At 71.2% G+C, this 17,669-nt stretch carries 7 protein-coding genes; 6 read left to right on the forward strand and 1 reads right to left on the reverse strand.

Annotation, left to right across the window (positions count from 1 at the left end):
* Window positions 1-16 precede the first annotated feature (16 nt).
* The 5 genes from B7G54_RS10260 to B7G54_RS10280 are packed head-to-tail and all read left to right on the forward strand — an operon-like array spanning window position 17 to window position 5,790.
* A complete protein-coding gene (locus B7G54_RS10260) occupies window positions 17-1,024 on the forward strand; it encodes a TauD/TfdA family dioxygenase (protein ID WP_085038991.1) in 1,008 nt (335 codons plus the stop codon).
* The gene (locus B7G54_RS10265; RefSeq protein WP_085038992.1) at window positions 1,024-1,872 is read left to right on the forward strand and encodes an ABC transporter ATP-binding protein; all 849 of its coding nucleotides are present in this window, start codon (window positions 1,024-1,026) and stop codon (window positions 1,870-1,872) included. The genes B7G54_RS10260 and B7G54_RS10265 overlap by 1 nt, the downstream gene beginning before the upstream one ends.
* Window positions 1,869-3,959: a Fe(3+)-hydroxamate ABC transporter permease FhuB gene (gene fhuB / locus B7G54_RS10270; RefSeq protein WP_085038993.1), complete on the forward strand. Its 2,091-nt coding sequence runs from the start codon at window positions 1,869-1,871 to the stop codon at window positions 3,957-3,959. The genes B7G54_RS10265 and fhuB overlap by 4 nt, the downstream gene beginning before the upstream one ends.
* Window positions 3,956-4,756, forward strand: a complete 801-nt coding sequence (fhuF, locus tag B7G54_RS10275; protein WP_085038994.1) for a siderophore-iron reductase FhuF — start codon at window positions 3,956-3,958, stop codon at window positions 4,754-4,756. The genes fhuB and fhuF overlap by 4 nt, the downstream gene beginning before the upstream one ends.
* Complete coding sequence (locus B7G54_RS10280) at window positions 4,753-5,790, forward strand: ABC transporter substrate-binding protein (protein WP_085038995.1); 1,038 nt, start codon at window positions 4,753-4,755, stop codon at window positions 5,788-5,790. Before fhuF ends, B7G54_RS10280 begins: the two co-directional genes overlap by 4 nt.
* 182 nt (window positions 5,791-5,972) lie before the next feature.
* Here the strand turns inward: B7G54_RS10280 and B7G54_RS10285 are convergent, their stop codons facing one another.
* A complete protein-coding gene (locus tag B7G54_RS10285) occupies window positions 5,973-7,718 on the reverse strand; it encodes a cyclic peptide export ABC transporter (RefSeq protein WP_085038996.1) in 1,746 nt (581 codons plus the stop codon).
* 272 nt (window positions 7,719-7,990) lie between these two features.
* Here B7G54_RS10285 and B7G54_RS10295 point away from each other — a divergent pair, with 272 nt between their 5' ends.
* Window positions 7,991-17,662 carry a non-ribosomal peptide synthetase gene (locus B7G54_RS10295; protein ID WP_085038997.1) on the forward strand — a complete coding sequence of 3,224 codons (9,672 nt, stop codon included), beginning with the start codon at window positions 7,991-7,993 and terminating at the stop codon, window positions 17,660-17,662.
* The last annotated feature ends 7 nt before the right edge of the window (window positions 17,663-17,669 follow it).

Below are 17,669 nucleotides of genomic sequence, written 5' to 3' on the forward strand. Positions count from 1 at the left end.
CTGAAGAGGACGTTGCATGACCCTGCTTTCGTTGCCGACGCTCGACGACCTGCATATCGAGCCGGGGCTGCCCACCGTCGTGTCGCCACGCGGCAGCGACGGAATGTCGATCGACGACGTCGCGCCGCTGGCGCGCGAGATCGCGGCCGACACGCTCGAACGGGCGGGCGGCGTGCTGTTCACGGGTTTTCACGTGCCGTCGATCGACACGTTCCAGCGGTTCGCGGCGTCGTTCGGCGATCCGCTGATCGGCTATGAATACGCATCGACGCCGCGCAGCCAGGTCGAAGGCGCCGTCTATACGTCGACCGAATACCCGCCGCACCGCGCGATTCCGCTGCACAACGAGCAGTCGTACACGCGCGAATGGCCGCTGCGGATCTGGTTCCACTGCGCGCTCGCGGCGCCCAAGGGCGGTGCGACGCCGATCGCGGACAGCCGCGCCGTCTATCGCGCGCTCGACCCGGCGCTGATTGCGCGCTTCGAGAAGCGCGAGCTGCTGTACGTCCGCAATTTCGGGCAGGGGCTCGACCTGCCGTGGCAGCAGTCGTTCGGCACCGACGAGCCGGCCGAGGTCGAACGGATGTGCGCGGCGCGCGGCATCGAATGCACGTGGCGTACCGACGACGACGGCGAGCTGCTGCTGCGCACCCGCGAACGCTGCCAGGCCGTTGCGCGCCATCCGCGCACCGGCGACCGCGTGTGGTTCAACCAGGCGAACCTGTTTCACCTGTCGGCGCTCGACGACGACATGCAGGAAGCACTCGTCGATGCGGTCGGGCTCGAGAACGTGCCGCGCAACGTGTATTACGGCGACGGCGAACCGCTCGAAGCCGACGCGCTCGCGGAGATCCGCGGCGTGCTCGACCAGCAGCGCATCGTGTTCCCGTGGCGCACGGGCGACGTGCTGATGCTCGACAACATGCTGACCGCGCATGCGCGCGACCCGTTCGAGGGGCCGCGCAAGGTCGTCGTCGCGATGGCGCAGAGTTACACGGTCCCGCGCGGCCGAACGGAGGATTGATGACGCGTAGTACCGCCGCGCTTGCCGCGCGCGGGCTGTCGGTAGGGTATCGCGACCATGTCGTGATCGACGGGCTGGACCTGTCGATCGCGGCCGGCCGCGTCACCGCGCTGTGCGGACCGAACGGCTGCGGCAAGAGCACGCTGCTGCGCACGCTCGCGGGCCTGCAGCCTGCGCGTGCCGGCCATGTCGAAGTCAACGGCCAGCCGCTCGCGTCGTTTCGCCGTCGCGCGCTCGCGCGCGAGCTGACGATGCTCGCGCAGTTCAACCAGATTCCGTCGGGCCTCACCGTGCGCGAACTCGTCGCGTACGGGCGCTATGCGTACGGCGGCTTCCTGCGCGGCCTGTCGCGGGCCGACCATGCGGCGATCGACGAGGCGCTCGAGACGAGCGGCCTCGCCGACGACGCGAACCGCGACGTCGGCGCGCTGTCGGGCGGCGAGCGTCAGCGCGCGTGGATCGCGATGGCGCTCGCGCAGCAGGCGCCGATCGTGCTGCTCGACGAGCCGACGACCTATCTCGACATCCATCACCAGCTCGACATCCTCGATGCGCTGCGCACGCTGAACCGCGCGCGCGGGCTGACGATCGTGTGGGTGCTGCACGACCTGAACCAGGCGGCTGCGTACAGCGACGAGATCGTGCTGATGCGCGCGGGCCGCCTCGTCGCGCAGGGCACGCCCGACGCGATGCTCGATCCGGCGCGGCTGCGCGCGGCGTTCGGCGTCGAGATGCTGAAGCTCGCGCATCCGCAGACGGGCGCACCGATGTGCGTGCCGGCCTACGGGCCGTCGACCGACGGCGCACCGCAGGCAGCCGGCGTCTTCGACCGGGATCTCGCCGTATGACCACGTTCGCGACGCGCAAGCGCCTCGCGGCGGCGGGGAAGGGCGCGACCTCGGGGCGGGCCGGTGCGATTGCGATCGGCCTCGTCGCGCTGATCGCGGCACTTGCGGTGCTGCGCGTCGCCCCCGATCTGCGCGTGTGGCGGGACGCCGTGCCCGGCAGCGATGCCGCTGCGCTCGCGCATGTGTTCCTGTTCGACCTCAACCTGCCGCGCGTCGCGGCTGCGCTCGTCGCGGGCGGCTGCCTCGGCATCGCGGGTGCGTTGTTCCAGTCGCTCACGCGCAATCCGCTCGCGTCGCCAGACCTGCTCGGCGTGACGGGTGGCGCCCAGCTCGGCCTGCTCGCGGCGATGCTCGTGCCGGCCCTGGCCGGCGTCGCGTCGGTGCCGCTGCTGTTCGTCTGCGGGCTGGCCGCCGCCGCCTGCGCAATCGTCGCGGCCGGCGGCTGGCGCGCGACGCCGTTGCGACTCGTCCTCGCGGGCAGCGTATGCATGCTGCTGTTCGCCGCGCTGTCGACGCTCGTGCTCGCGTTCTTCGAGCAGAACATTGCGGGCGCCGCGCTGTGGACCAACGGCAGCCTCTACCAGCCGGGCGCGACGGGCCTCGCGCTCGCCGCGCGCTGGCTCGTCGTGCCGCTCATCGCGTTGCCGTTCGTGATCCGGCCGCTGAATCCGCTCACGCTCGGCGACGACGCGGCGGCCGCGGCCGGCGTGCGCGTCGATGCGACGCGGCTCGCCGCGACGATCGTCGCGGTCGCGTTCACGAGCGTGGCCGTCAGTATCGCGGGCCCGCTGTCGTATGTCGGCCTCGTCGCGCCGAACCTGCTGCGCCAGGTGCGCGGCGCGCGCGCGGCGCGGCTCGGCGTGCTGGTGCCGCTGTCGGCGCTCGCGGGCGGTGCACTCGTACTCGTCACCGACAGCGCGGTGCTCGCGTCGGGCCTCGACGCGACACTGTCGACCGGCGTCGCGATCGCACTGGTCGGCACGCCGCTGATGCTCGCGATGATCCGGCGCGGTGCCGCGTGGTCGGGCGTGCTGCACGCGGATGCCGAACGCGCGGCGGGCGGCGGCTCGACGCGGCTCGTCGGCTGGCTCGAACGGCTCGGCTGGCCGCTGCGTACGGCGCTGTTCGTCGTGGCAGGCGTGCTGATCGTGTTTGTCGGCGTGTCGGCCGGCCCCGAGTGGCTGTCGGTCGCGCGCTGGTCCGCCGCGCTGTCCGGCCACGATGCGCTCGCGCGGATGCTGATCGACCTGCGCATGCCGCGCCTGCTGTGCGCGCTCCTCGCGGGTGCGTTGCTGTCGGTCAGCGGTGTCGCGATGCAAAGCGTCGTGCGTAACCCGCTCGCGGGCCCGGAAGTGCTGGGTGTCACGCAGGGCGCGGGGCTCGTCACGCTGTTCGCGCTGTCGACGTGGCCGTTGATGGGCCACGTAACGCTCGCAGCCGCCGCGCTGATCGGCGGCGGCCTGTCGCTCGCGATCACGCTCGCGCTGAATCACCGGCATCGCTATGCGCCGCTCGCCGTCGCGCTGACGGGTATCGTGATCGGCGCGCTGTGGACCACGCTCGCGCAATGGCTGATCACGCAGGAAAGCGTGCAGCCCGCGCGCTTCGTCGTGTGGCTCGTCGGCGGTACTTATGGCCGGAGCTGGGGCGAGGTGTCGATGCTGCTGCCGTGGTGCGTGCTCGCGGTGCCCGTGTTTGCGTGGCTCGCGAAACCGCTCGACATGCTCGCGCTCGGCGACGACCAGGCAGCCGCGCTCGGCCTGCCGGTCGCCGCACTGCGGCCGCTCGCGCTGACGATCGCGACGCTCGCCGCGTGCGCGGCCGTCGCGGCGGTCGGGCCGGTCGGCTTCATCGGGTTGATGGCGCCGCACGTCGCGACGATGCTCGGCGCGCGCCGGCACCGTACGCGGCTGTGGCTCGCGGCCGTGTGCGGTGCGCTGATCCTCGGTGTGGCGGATCTCGCGGCGCGCACGGTCGTCGCGCCGCGCGAAGTGCCGGCCGGCGTGCTGACCGCGCTGATCGGCGCGCCGTACCTGCTCGGGCTGCTGATCCTCGAGGGGCGCCGCGCCCGGCGCGCAGGGCGATGACGCCGTCGCTCGACGGCGCGCGCGTCACGCGTTTCTCGGCGTTCGCGCCTGAACCGTTCGCCGAACACCTCGACGTCGTCTGGCTCGGTATGCCTGACGACGCGACCGCGCCGGGCCGCATCATCGTGCCGGTCAGCGCGTTGCCCGCGCACCGCGACATCGTGCTCGACGCGATGGTCCGCCATTACGGCGGAGATCCGGCACAGCATGCGCGCGCGCTGATGTCGCAATGGAGCAAATACTATTTCGGCCGCGCGGCGCCGGCCGGCGTCGTCGCCGCGCTGACGCTCGGCCGGCCGCTCGACATGTCGCCCGAGCGCACGTTCGTCGCGCTCGACGACGGAATGCCCGCCGCGCTGTACTTCACGCACGATGCGCTCGGCGAGCCGTGCGACGACCCGGCGCCCCGCTATGCGGGGCTCGTCGCGCATCTCGGCGCGGTGATCGACCTGCTCGCGGCGATGGGCCGCGTCACGCCGCGCGTGCTGTGGAGCAATGCGGGCAACCTGCTCGACTATCTGCTCGATACGTATCGTTCGCTGCCGTGCGCAGCCGATCCCGTCCGGGATGCGGACTGGCTGTTCGGCCCGGCCTGCGTCCACGGCGAACCGAATCCGCTGCGCGTACCCGTGCGCGATGCCGTGCCGCGCTCGGCGCTGCTGCCGACGCCGTTCCGTGCGCGCCGCGTGTGCTGCCTGCGCTATGAAATTCCTGGAGAAACGCAACTGTGTGGAAGCTGCCCCCTGCTACTGACGATGGACGACGCGGCGCTGGCCGAGCAGGACGCGATCCGGTGACGGATGCCGGCCGCCGGCACGTGCTCGGCGCACTCGCGGCGCTCGGCGCCGCGTGCTGCGGTGCGCTTTGCGCATCGTCCGGCGCCGTTGCCGCAGCTCTCGATGCGCATCGCGCGCCGGGCGTGCGTGCGCCGGGCGTGGTGTCGCTGGCCGGCAATCCCGTCGTGTCGCAGGCGAGCGCGACGATGCCGGTGCGGCCGCAGCGCGTGGTCGCGCTCGACTTCATGTTCGCGGAAAGCGTGATCGCGCTCGACATCGTGCCGGTCGGGATGGCCGATACGGCGTTCTATCCGGGCTGGCTCGGCTATCAAAGCGACCGGCTCGCGAACGTGACCGACATCGGTTCGCGCCAGGAGCCGGGCCTCGAAGCGATCGCGGCGGTCAAACCCGACCTGATCATCGGCGTCGGTTTCCGGCATGCGCCGATCTTCGATGCGCTCGACCGGATCGCGCCGACGATCCTGTTCCAGTTCAGCCCGAACGTGTCGGACGGCGGCGTGCCGGTCACGCAACTCGACTGGATGCGGCAGATCTTCCGGACGATCGGTGCGGTGACGGGGCGCGACGCGCGTGCGCAGGCGGTCGATGCGCAACTCGATGCGGGAATCGCGCGCAATGCGGCGCGGCTCGCGGCCGCGGGCCGCAAGGGCGAGCGCATCGCGCTGCTGCAGGATCTCGGCTTGCCCGACCGCTACTGGGCCTATACGGGCAACAGCACGTCGGCGGGCCTCGCGCGGGCGCTCGGGCTCGACCCGTGGCCGAAGAAGCCGACGCGGGAAGGCACGCTGTACGTGACGTCGGCCGATTTGCTCAAGCAGCGCGAACTGGCCGTGCTGTTCGTGACCGCATCCGGAATGGAGGTGCCGCTGTCCGCGAAACTCGATTCGCCGGTGTGGCGCTTCGTGCCTGCGATGCGGGAACACCGGATCGCGCTCGTCGAACGCAATATCTGGGGATTCGGCGGGCCGATGTCGGCGCTGAAACTGGCCGACGTGATGACCGATACGATGCTGAAGCTGCCGGCCGTGCGTTGAGTGTGCGGCGGTCGAGCGGCGGACGATGCCGCTACGACGGCGGCAGGGCGTTGCGGTCGGCCTGACTCGCGGTGAACCTTTCCACGATCGCGCCACGCGCCCGAGGCGGTGCCTTCCGAAACGAAAATCGCCGACGCACTGTCATTGCAGCGCGTCGGCGATTTTTTCCATCGACTGCCGTGTTACGCGCTCAGCGCATCGACGCCATCCAGCGCGCGAGACCGCGCCGGCGTCGTGTCGCTGACGATGCGCCCGTTGTCGAGCTTCAACAAACGGTCGGCGAGATCGAAATAGCGGTCGTCGTGCGTGATCACGATCACGGCCTTGCCGCGCGCACGCAGCTCGGGCAGCAGTTGCTCGTAGAACACGGCCTTGAACGACGGATCCTGGTCGGCCGCCCATTCGTCGAACAGGTAGAACGGCCGGTCCTCCAGGTACGCGACGACGAGCGCGAGCCGCTTGCGCTGCCCGGTCGACAGCGCGCGGGTCGAGAACGCGCCGTCGACCACCTTCACCTTGTGATCGAGCGCGAGCTTCGCGACGAGCGCGTTCGCGCGCGCGTCGGCCTGTGCGCGGGACGGATCGTCAGGGTCGACGATGCCGAGCAGTGCATCGAACAGGTGGAAATCGTTGAACACCGCGCTGAAGCGCTGCCGGTACGCGGCGCGCTCGCGCCAGCCGATCGTGCGGCCGTCGACCTCGATCGTGCCTTCCTCAGGCTCGTAGAGCCCCGTCAGCACCTTCGCGAGCGTCGTCTTGCCGCTGCCGTTGCCGCCGACGATGAACACGAGCTCGCCCGGCTTGATCGTCAGGTCGATCGGCCCGATGCTGAACATCCGTTCGTCGCGTTCGTGGAAGTACGCGTGCGTGACGCCGCGCAGCGTGACGGCGCCGGCCGGCGGCACGTCGGGTGCATCGGCCGCAGGCGGCACCGTGCGCAGCGCGCCGAATTCGGCCATCACGCCTTCGATCCGCGTGAGCGACACGCGTGCCGCGTTGACCGTCGGCAGGTTGTTCAGCAGCCCGTCGAGCGGCACGAGCATGAACAGGAACACGACGACGTAGCCGGCGGCCGTGGCCGGATCGGCATGCACGCCGAGCTGCGGCCAGAACGATGCGATACCGAGGAACACATAGAACAGGAAGATGATCCAGCCGACGCCGACCGCGTACGCGCTGAACGCGCGGCGGCGGTGGTCGCGCACTTCGCCGATCGCGGCGCCGAGCTGGCCGTCGACGAACTGACGCGCGCGTTCATCGTGCAGCTTCAGTTCCTTCGCGCCGGAAAACAGCGAGCCGAGATAGCCGAACAGGCGGTCCTGCGCCTGGCCGGCCGCTTCGAGCGATGCGATCGCGCGGCGGTCGCCGGTGTGATAGCCGAGCGAGCCGGCGAGGATCGCGGCCAGCGCCAGCAGGCACACGGGCCACGACAGCCAAGCGAGATAGCCGAGGCAGCCGAACACGATCGAGCCGTGCATGACGAGGTTCGGCAGCGCGAAGAACAGCATCGACACGTTGGTTGCGTCGTCGGTCAGCACCGACTGCACGGGCGCCGCGCCGATCCGCTCGATGTCGCGCAGCTCGGCCGCGCCGACGCGCCGCGCGAGATGCACGCGCAGCCGCGCCATCGTGTCCTGCGACAGGCGGGCAAACAGCGTGCCCGACACGATTCGCGTGACGAGCGCGACCACCGCGCACAGCGCGAAGCGCCAGGCGAGCGACGCGTCGGCCGCGCCCGGCTGCGAGAGCGCGCGGTTCAGCGTCGCGACGAGCAGCACGCTCGCGACGCCGTTCAGCACGCACGCGGTGAGCGCCAGCGCGAGCGACGCGCGGCTTTCGCGCAACAGCGCGAGGATCAGGCGCGCCGCGGGGCGGGCGGGGGAAGCGTCGAGGGACGGCGGGGAAGAAGGCTCGTGGGCGGCTGTCATCGGCAACGTCGGTAAAGGGAAGGCAAGCGAAAACGCGGAAACGGCAAAACTGGTGCGAAAGCGGCTGGCGAGGCGGGGCCTCGTTCCGGCTTTCCTTCCTGATAGACGAACGGGCCGCGCAAATATTTAGCGGCCCGTTCAAAAAAAGCGGCCGCACGCGTTTTGAGCACAAAACGGTAAAAAATCGGCCGCGCCGTTCGTCACACCAGTGAAGCCGCCCCAAGCGGCCCCGAGACTTGGCCGAAGCGGCCGGACCGAAGGACTTCACGCACATGACGAGTTTCCCGACTGCGCTGCATCACCGAATCCGCGAACTGGCGCGCATCGCGCCTGACGCACCCGCCATCGCGGCCCCTTTCCAGAATGGCTTGCGCCTGTCGCGCGGCGCGCTCGATGCGCGGGCGTCGCGGCTGGCCCGGCAACTGCGCGCGGCCGGCGTCGGTGCGGAAGTGCGGGTCGGCGTGTGCGTCGAGCGCTCGTGCGAACTGTTCGTCGCGCTGCTGGCCGTGCTGAAGGCGGGCGGTGTGTTCGTGCCGCTCGATCCGCGTCATCCGGCCGCACGCCTCGACTGGATCGTCCAGGATGCACGGTTGCGGCACGGGATCGTCGACGCGGCCGGCCGCGCGGCGCTCGGCAAGCCGTTCGAACACGCGTTCGACGCGGCAGCCGAAGCGGCGCACGGGCAGGAGATCGCCGCGGACGACGAAGCGGTGCCCGTTCATCCGCGTTCGGCCGCCTACATGATCTATACGTCGGGTTCGACCGGCACGCCGAAGGCCGTCGTCGTCGAACACGGGCCGCTCGCCGCGCACTGCGATGCGCTCGCGGCCGCGCTGCCGATCGAGGCCGGCGACCGCCTGCTGCATTTCGCATCGGTCAATTTCGATGCCGCGCACGAATGCTGGCTGGCACCGCTCGCGATTGGCGCGAGCATCGTCGTGGCGCCGCCGCAGCCGTTCGCGCCGGATGCCGCGCATGCGCTGATGGCGAGTGAATCGGTCAACGTGGCCGCGTTCCCGCCCGCGTACCTGCGCGAATTCGCGGCGGTGGCCGCGCGCGATGGCGTGCCGCCGGCACTGCGCGTGCTCGCGTTCGGCGGCGAAGCGCTGCCGCAGCAGGCGTTCGAATTCGTGCGCCGCACGTTCCCGTCGGTACGCCTGATCAACGGTTACGGGCCGACCGAGGCCGTCATTTCGCCGATGCTGTGGCCGGTCGAGCCGGGTGAGACGCCCGTGCTGGCCGACGACGACGCGTATGCGTCGTTGCCGATCGGCCGTGTGATCGGCCCGCGCGTTGCGCGTGTCGACGGCGCCTCGGACGACGGCTCGGGCGAGTTGCTGCTCGGCGGCGTCTGCGTTGCACGCGGTTATCACGGCCGTCCGGCCTTGACGGCCGAACGCTTCATTCCCGATGCCGACGGCGAACCCGGCGCGCGCGTGTACCGCACCGGCGACCTCGCACGGCTGCGCGACGACGGCGCATTCGACTATCTCGGCCGCCTCGACGATCAGGTCCAGGTGCGCGGCGTGCGCGTGGAGCCCGCGGAAATCGCCGCGTGCCTGCGTTCGCATCCGGCCGTGGCCGACGCGGCCGTGGTTGCCGAAACCGGCAACGGGCCGACGCGGCTGATCGCGTGCGTCGCGCTGCGCGCGGCGGCCGACGATGTCGCGCTCAAAGCGCACGTGGCTGCGCAACTGCCGGCCGCATGGCAGCCGCACCGGTTCGTGCGTTGCGATGCACTGCCGTATACGCTGAACGGCAAGATCGACCGTGCCGCGCTGCGCGAGAAGATTGCCGCCACGCGTGACACCGCGCAAGGTAGCGGCGACGCACCGCGCACGCCGACCGAACGGCAGCTCGCCGGCCTCTGGCAGGCACTGCTCGGCCTCGACGTCGCGCCGTCGCGCGATGACCGATTCTTTGCGCTGGGCGCGGATTCTCTCGCTGCGATGCAACTGCAGGCCGCGATCCGCGCCACAGTACGCGTGAACCTGCGGCTCGATACGCTGTTCGCCGATCCGTCGCTCTTCGAACTGGCCGAGGCGGTCGATCATGCGGAACGCGAAACCGGCGAACCGCTGGCCGCGATTACCGTGCGCCGTGCGACTGCCGATGTGGCCGAGGCGGCCGCGCCGCACGTCGATCGTGCCGCATCGCTCGCGCAACAACGTTTCTGGGTGCTCGCACAAACGCGTGATGCGAGCGCTGCATATCACATCGCCGCGCACTGGACGATCGACGGCACGCTCGATCGCGCTGCGCTGCAGCGCGCGCTCGATCACGTGATCGGCCGGCACGAGGCGTGGCGTACGACGCTCGTCGACAACGACGACGGCGTGGTCATGCAGCGGATTCATGCGCATCTGCCGGTGTCGATCGTCGACGTCGACCTGCGCGACCAGCCGCCGGCTGCGCGCGACGCGCAAGCCGCGCGTCTCGCCGAGCGCGACGCGGCCGAACCGTTCGACCTCGCACGCGGCCCGCTGCTGCGCGCGACGCTGGTCGCACTCGCCGACGACCGTCACCGCCTGCTGTTGACCGCGCATCACGCGATCACCGACGGCTGGAGCTCGCGCTGTGCGTTCGACGAATTGTCGGCCGCCTATCGCGCATACGCCGAAGGCCGCGAACCGTCGCTGCCCGAACTGCCGATCCAGTACGCCGACTATGCAGACTGGCAGCGCGACATGCTGGCCGGCGGCGAAGGTGAACGTCAGCTCGACTACTGGCGCGGCGCGTTGCGTGACGTGCCGGGCCCGCTCGCGCTGCCGGTCGATCGTCAGCCGGGGGCGGTACGCACGCTGCAGGGCGCGCGCGTGTCGGTACGGCTGCCCGACGCGGTCGCGGCCGACGTGCGGCAACTCGCGCGCGACGCGCAGGCGACCGTCTTCACGATGCTGCTGGCCGCGCTCGATGCGTGGCTGGCGCGCCTGACCGGCGCAACGGATGTCGTCGTCGCGGTGCCGGTCGCGCATCGCCAGCGCCCCGAAACGCGCGCGCTGCTGGGCCTTTTCCTGAATACGGTCGCGCTGCGCGTGCAAGTGGCGCCGACGCTGCCGTTCCGCGCGCTCGTCGATGCGGCGCGCACGGCTGCGCTCGACGCGGTCGCGCACCAGGACGTGCCGTTCGAGCGCGTCGTCGATGCGGTGAAGCCGCCGGTCAAGCGCGGCGACGAATGGCTGCGCGTGAAATTCGCGCAGCAGTTCGATGCTCGGCACGACAGCGTGCTGCCGGGCGCCACGGCGGTCGCGACGCCGGGGCCCGACCTCGCAGCGCGCTTCGACTTCGCCGTGGATTTCACCGACGATGCAAACGGCATCGAACTGGTCGCGGCCTATGCGACCGACTGCATCGACGCGGACACCGCGCGCGCGTGGCTCGACAGCTATGCGGCGCTCGTCGGCTCGGCTGCGCATGATCCGCACCAAACGACGGCCATCCTGCCGTGTGACGCGTCGGCCGCGTCGCGCCAGCCGCGCGACGGCCGTGCGCTGCGCGTCGAACACGCCGACATCGTCGCCGCGTTCGCGCGGCAGGCGGCCGCGTATCCACATCGCGTCGCGCTCGCCGATGCGTCGGCATCGCTGACGTTCGCCGAACTCGACGACGCATCGAACCGCATCGCACGCGCGCTGACCCAGCGCGGCGTGGCCGCCGAAGCGTCCGTCATCGTCTGCGTCGAACGCTCGGCGCGCTTCGTCGTCGGCCTGCTCGGCGCGCTGAAGGCCGGCGCGCTCGCCGTGCTGCTCGATCCCGCCCAACCGGCCGCGCGACTGGCCGCGGCAGCGGCCGACTGCGGCGCGCGCTGGGCGCTCGTCGCGGAGTCGGCTGCATGGCCGGCCGGTATCGACGCACAGCCGCTCGACGTCGACACGCTTGCGCAGGACGCGACGCTCGCGCACGCGGCCGGCGTGCGTATCGCACCGCACCCGGAACAGGGCGCGTACCTGATCTATACGTCGGGCTCGACCGGCACGCCGAAGGGCGTCGTCGTGTCGCACGGCGCACTGGCCGACTACGTGCAGGGGATGCTCGACGAACTCGCGTTCGCACCGGACGCGTCGTTTGCGATGGTATCGACCGTCGCGGCCGACCTCGGCCACACGACGCTGTTCGGCGCACTGTGCGCGGGCCGCACGCTGCACCTGCTGCCGGCCGCGTGCGCGTTCGATCCGGACCTGTTCGCCGACGAAATGCGCCGCCGCGACGTTGGGGTGCTGAAGATCGTGCCGAGCCACCTGCAGGCGCTGCTCGACGCGCGCGTACCGGCCGACGTGTTGCCGCGCCACGCGCTCGTGACGGGCGGCGAAACGCTCACGTGGGCGCTCGTCGCGCGCCTGGCCGCGCTTGCGCCCGCCTGCCGCGTGATCAACCACTACGGGCCGACCGAAGCGACGGTCGGCGCGATCGCCTGCGACACGGCGTCGATCGCCGCCGATGCGCGCGATCCCGCGAGCGGTGTGCCGCTCGGCCTGCCGCTGCCCAATGCGCGCGCACTCGTGCTCGACGCGTTCGGCGCGTGCGTGCCGGCCGGCGCGACGGGTGAGCTGTATCTGGGCGGGCCGGGTGTCGCGCGCGGCTACCTGGGCCGCCCGGCGCAGACCGCCGAGCGCTTCGTGCCCGATCCGTTCACGCCCGGTGCACGGCTGTATCGCACGGGCGACCGCGTGCGGTTGCGCGCGGACGGCCGCCTCGCGTTCCTCGGCCGTATCGACGACCAGGTGAAAATTCGCGGCTACCGCGTTGAACCGGGCGAGGTGAGTGCGGCGGTGCGCGCTGCCGGCCCGGTTGCGCAGGCCGAAACGCTCGCGATCGAACACGACGGCCGCCTGCGGCTTGCGACGTTCGTCGTGATGCGCGACGGTGCGGCATTCGACGAGGCCGCCGTGCGCGCGGCGCTTGCCGCGAAACTGCCAGACTACATGGTGCCCGCGCAGTTCGTCGCGCTCGCGCGCCTGCCGGTGACCGCGAACGGCAAGATCGATCGCGCCGCGCTGCGCGAGCTGGCGGCCGCGCCGGTCGCGAGCGCGTCCGGGAACGCACCGCAGGGTGCGGTCGAAACGGTGCTCGCCGAAGTCTGGCAGGCCGTGCTGAAGGCGCCGCAGGTCGGCCGCGACGACAATTTCTTCGAACTCGGCGGCGATTCGATCCTCGTGCTGCAGGTGATCGCCCGGGCGCGCAAGCGCGGCGTGCGCTTCACGCCGAAGCAACTGTTCGACGGCCCAACGATCGCCGAACTCGCACGCATCGCGAAGATGGAGGACGTGGCGGCTGGCGCTGCAACTGCCGCGCAGCCGGCGGTCGCGGCCGCTGCCGGCGCGCCGGCGACGGCACGGGTCCTGACGCCCGCGCAGCAGCGCTTCTTCGCGCTCGATATCCCGCATCCGGGCCACTGGAACCAGTCGGTTGCGTTCGACGTGCGCGGGCCGTTCGACGCCGATGCGTTCGCGCGCGCCTTCGACGCATTGCTGACGCACCACGATGCATTCCGCCAGCGCTTCGCTCGCGGTGCGGACGGCACGTGGCACGCCAGCGACGCCGCGAAGCCGTACGATGCGCTGCCGTTCGTCGAAGTCGCCGCCCGCGACGAAGCCGACGCGCTCGCGCGCTTCGACGCGTTGCAGTGCCGTCTCGACCTCGGGCGCGGGCCGCTTGCCTGCGCATGCGCGGCACGCTTGCCGGACGGTTCGACGCAGCTCTATCTCGCCATTCACCATGCGATCGTCGACGGCGTGTCGTGGCGCATCCTGCTCGACGACCTGGATACGGCCTACCGTGCCGCATGCGAACGCACGCCGGTCCGGCTGCCGCAGCCGGGCCTGCGCGCGGATGCATGGGCGTCGCGACTCGCACGCGCGGCGACGGAACCGGCATCGCCGTTCGTGGCCGAAGCTGCGTACTGGGCCGGCATGGCGCAGGGCGGCGACGTCGTGCCCGATCATCCCGACGCAGCGGCGACGAACGCCGATGCGGCCGTCGTCGTGCAGACGATCGACGCGGCATTGACCCGCGCGGCGCTGACCGATGCGCATGCGGCCTATCGCACGCAGACGATCGAACTGCTGGGCGCGGCGCTCGCACTGGCACTGGCCGGCGCGAGCGGTGCCGCATCGTGCCGTGTCGAGCTGGAAGGGCATGGCCGCGAGGCGCTGTTCGACGATGCCGATGCCAGCCGCACGATCGGTTGGCTGACGAGCCATTACCCGGTGGTGCTGCCGGTCGCGGCCACTGCGCGCGACACGCTGTGCGCGGTCAAGGACACGCTGCGTGCGGTGCCGCACAAGGGGCTCGGCTTCGGCGTGCTCGCGCACCACGGCAATGCGGCCACGCGTGCGGCGCTGGCCGCCATGCCGCGCCCGCGCGTCACGTTCAACTATCTCGGTCAGTTCGACGCGCCGCGTGATGCGATGCTCGTGCCGCGTTTCGGCGGCACCGGCGTCGAGCGCGACCGCCAAGGGCCGCTCGGCAATACGCTTGCGATCCACGCTTACCTCGACACGGATCGCGACGGCGCACGCACGCTGAAAGTGCACTGGGTTTACGGCGCACCGCAATTCGAGCGCGCGACGATCGACGCATTCGCCGAACGCTTCGCGGCGGCGCTGCGCGAACTCGTCGAGGCGTGCGCGTCGCGCGTCGCGCATCGCGGCGGTGGCGCGACGCCGGGCGATTTCCCGCTCGCGCAGGCCGCCGGTCTTACGCAGGCCGCGATCGAACGCGCACCGCTCGACTGGCGGGCGATCGACGACGTGTATCCGCTGTCGCCGATGCAGCAGGGCATCCTGTTCCACGCGCTGTTCGCGCCCGGTCATGCCAGCTACGTAAACCAGCTCGTCGCGACCGCGACGGCGCTTGACGCCGACCGGCTCGCGGCCGCGTTCGAAGCGTCGATCGCGCGCCACGACATCCTGCGCACGAGCGTGATGCCGGACGAAGCCGCGCCGCTGCAGTGCGTGCATCGCCATGCGCGGATGCCGGTCGAGCAGCTCGACTGGCGCACGCGCGGCGCCACGCTCGATGCCGATTTCGACGCATGGCTCGCAGCCGACCGCGCACGCGGTTTCGACTGGCGCGAGCCGCCGCTGATGCGCGTCGCGCTGATCCGCGTGACCGACGACGCATGGCGCGTCGTATGGACGCGTCACCATGTGCTGCTCGATGGCTGGAGCACCGCGCGCCTGCTCGCGGACGTGCTGCGCGACTATCGCGATCCGGACGCGGTGTCGCCGTTCGCGAGCCGCCCGGCGCTGCGTTATCGCGACTTCATCGCATGGCTCGGCACGCGCGACCGCGACGCCGACGAACGCTTCTGGACCGAACGCCTCGCACGACTCGACGCACCGACGCTGATCGCGGAACGCCCGGCCGACCGTGCGGATGCCGAGATGGTCACGTGGCGCGCGACGCTCGATGCAGACATGACGACGCGTGTCGCGCAGACGGCGCGCGCACTGAAGCTGACCGTCAACACGCTGGTGCAGGGCGCATGGGCGCTCGCGCTGCAGCGGATGACGCACCAGCCGGCCGTCGCGTTCGGTGCGACGGTCGCCGGCCGTCCCGATGCACTGGCGGACGTCGACTCGGTGCTCGGCCTCTTCATCAACACGCTGCCGGTGATCACGGCGCCCGCGCCGCAGCAACGCGCGGCCGACTGGCTGCAAACGCTGCAACGCGACAACGCGGCCGCCGCCGAGCACGCGCACACGCCGCTCGCCGACATCCAGCGCTGGGCGCGCGGCGCGGGCGGCGCACTGTTCGACACGCTGGTGGTGTTCGAGAACTACCCGGTCGACGACACGGCGCGCGACGCCGATCCGCGCGCGCTGGCGTTGAGCGGCGTGCGCAGCATCGAAGCCACCGATTTCGCGCTGACGCTCGTGATCGAGAGCGGCGCCGAGCTGACGATCGACTACGGCTACGACACCGCGCGCGTCGATGCGCGGCAGGTCGAAACCTGGCACCGCGCGTTCGCATGTGCGCTCGATGCGCTGGCCTGCACGCCGGATGCGCTGCTCGGCGCGCTGTCGATCGCCGACGACGCCACCCGCGACGCACGGGTACGTGCGCAGGACACCGCACACACCTGGCCGAACGAACAACGACAGCCGCTGCACCTGCAATTCGCCGATGCCGCCCAGGCGACGCCCGACGCGATTGCGCTCGAATACGCGGACGTTCACGGCGGCGTGCATCGTGCGACCTATCGCGAACTCGACGTCGGCACGTCGCGGATCGCTGCTGCGCTGCGCCGGCGCGGCGTGCAGCCCGACACGCCGGTCGCGTTGTGCGTCGAGCGCTCGTTCGACATGGTGATGGCGCTGGTCGGCGTGCTGAAGGCGGGTGCGGCCTACCTGCCGGTCGATCCCGACTATCCGGCCGAGCGCATCGCGTATCTGCTGCGCGACGCGCGGCCGGCCGTCGCGATTACGCAGGCCCATCTGCGCGAGCAGGTCGAGGCCGCGCTCGGCGAAGGTGCCGCAACGCAGCTGCTGACGGTTGCTGACCTGCTCGCCGATGAAACCGGAAACGACGCCGCCGGCGCGGCCGCCACGATCGACGATGCGCAGCTGGCCTACCTGATTTACACGTCCGGCTCGACCGGCAAGCCGAAGGGCGCCGGCAATACGCACGGCGCGCTTGCGAACCGGATCGCGTGGATGCAGCACGCATACCGGCTGACGCGCGACGACGTCGTGCTGCACAAGACACCGTTCGGTTTCGACGTGTCGGTGTGGGAATTCGTGTGGCCGCTGGCGATCGGCGCGAAGCTCGCGATCGCCGCGCCCGGCGACCATCGCGATCCGGCGCGTCTCGCGGCCGCGATCCATGGGCACGGCGTGACGGTGCTGCACTTCGTGCCGTCGATGCTCGCCGCGTTCGCCGCGTATCTCGACGATTTCTCGGCCGCCGCACAGTGCGACAGCGTGCGCCTGATCGTCGCGAGCGGCGAGGCGCTCGCACCCGAACTCGTTGCAAAGATGGCGCGGCTGCTGCCGAACGCGACGCTCGTGAACCTGTACGGGCCGACCGAGGCCGCGATCGACGTGTCGCACTGGACCTGCGGCCCAGACGACGCGAACGCGGTTGCGGTGCCGATCGGCCACCCGATCGCGAACCTGCAGATGCATGTGCTCGATGCCGCATGGCAGCCGGTGCCGGCCGGCGCGACCGGCGAACTGTATCTCGCGGGCGCGGGCCTCGCGCGCGGCTATCTCGGCCGGCCGGCGCTGACCGCCGAGCGCTTCGTGCCCGATCCGTTCGTGCCGGGCGCGCGCATGTACCGCACGGGCGATCTCGCTCGCCGGCGCGCCGACGGTGCGCTCGACTACCTCGGCCGCGTCGACACGCAGGTCAAGCTGCGCGGCCAGCGGATCGAGCCGGGCGAGATCGAGGCGCTGCTGCGCGCGGCGCCCGGCGTGAACGATGCGGTCGTGATCGTGCGCGACGCGCAACTGATCGGCTATGTCGCCCGCGGCGACGCGGGCCCGCTCGACCGTGCGGCGCTGCTCGATGCACTGCGCGCGCAACTGCCGGCATACATGGTGCCGTCGCAGCTGATCGAACTCGATGCGTTGCCCGTGACGCCGAACGGCAAGTGCGACCGTCATGCGCTGCCCGCGCCGGTGCGCGAAGCGGCAGCCGACGTCGAACTCGCGACCGACACGGAACGCGCGCTCGCCGGGATCTGGCAACGCGTGCTGCATGCCGATGCGATCGGCCGCGACGGCGATTTCTTCCTGCTCGGCGGCCATTCGCTGCTCGCGACGCAGGCGCACGCGCAGGCGAACCTGCACTGGGGGCTCGCGTTGCCGCTGCGCACGCTGTTCGACACGCGCACGCTGGCGCGCTGTGCGGAAGCGATCGACGCGGCCTGCGCGGCACGCGGCGCGACCGATGCGGCGAGCGCGATCGATGCGCTGCTCGGCGAACTGGAAACCCAATAAGGACGAC

Origin of the sequence: Burkholderia puraquae, from assembly GCF_002099195.1 — a bacterium.
Classification (GTDB): domain Bacteria; phylum Pseudomonadota; class Gammaproteobacteria; order Burkholderiales; family Burkholderiaceae; genus Burkholderia; species Burkholderia puraquae.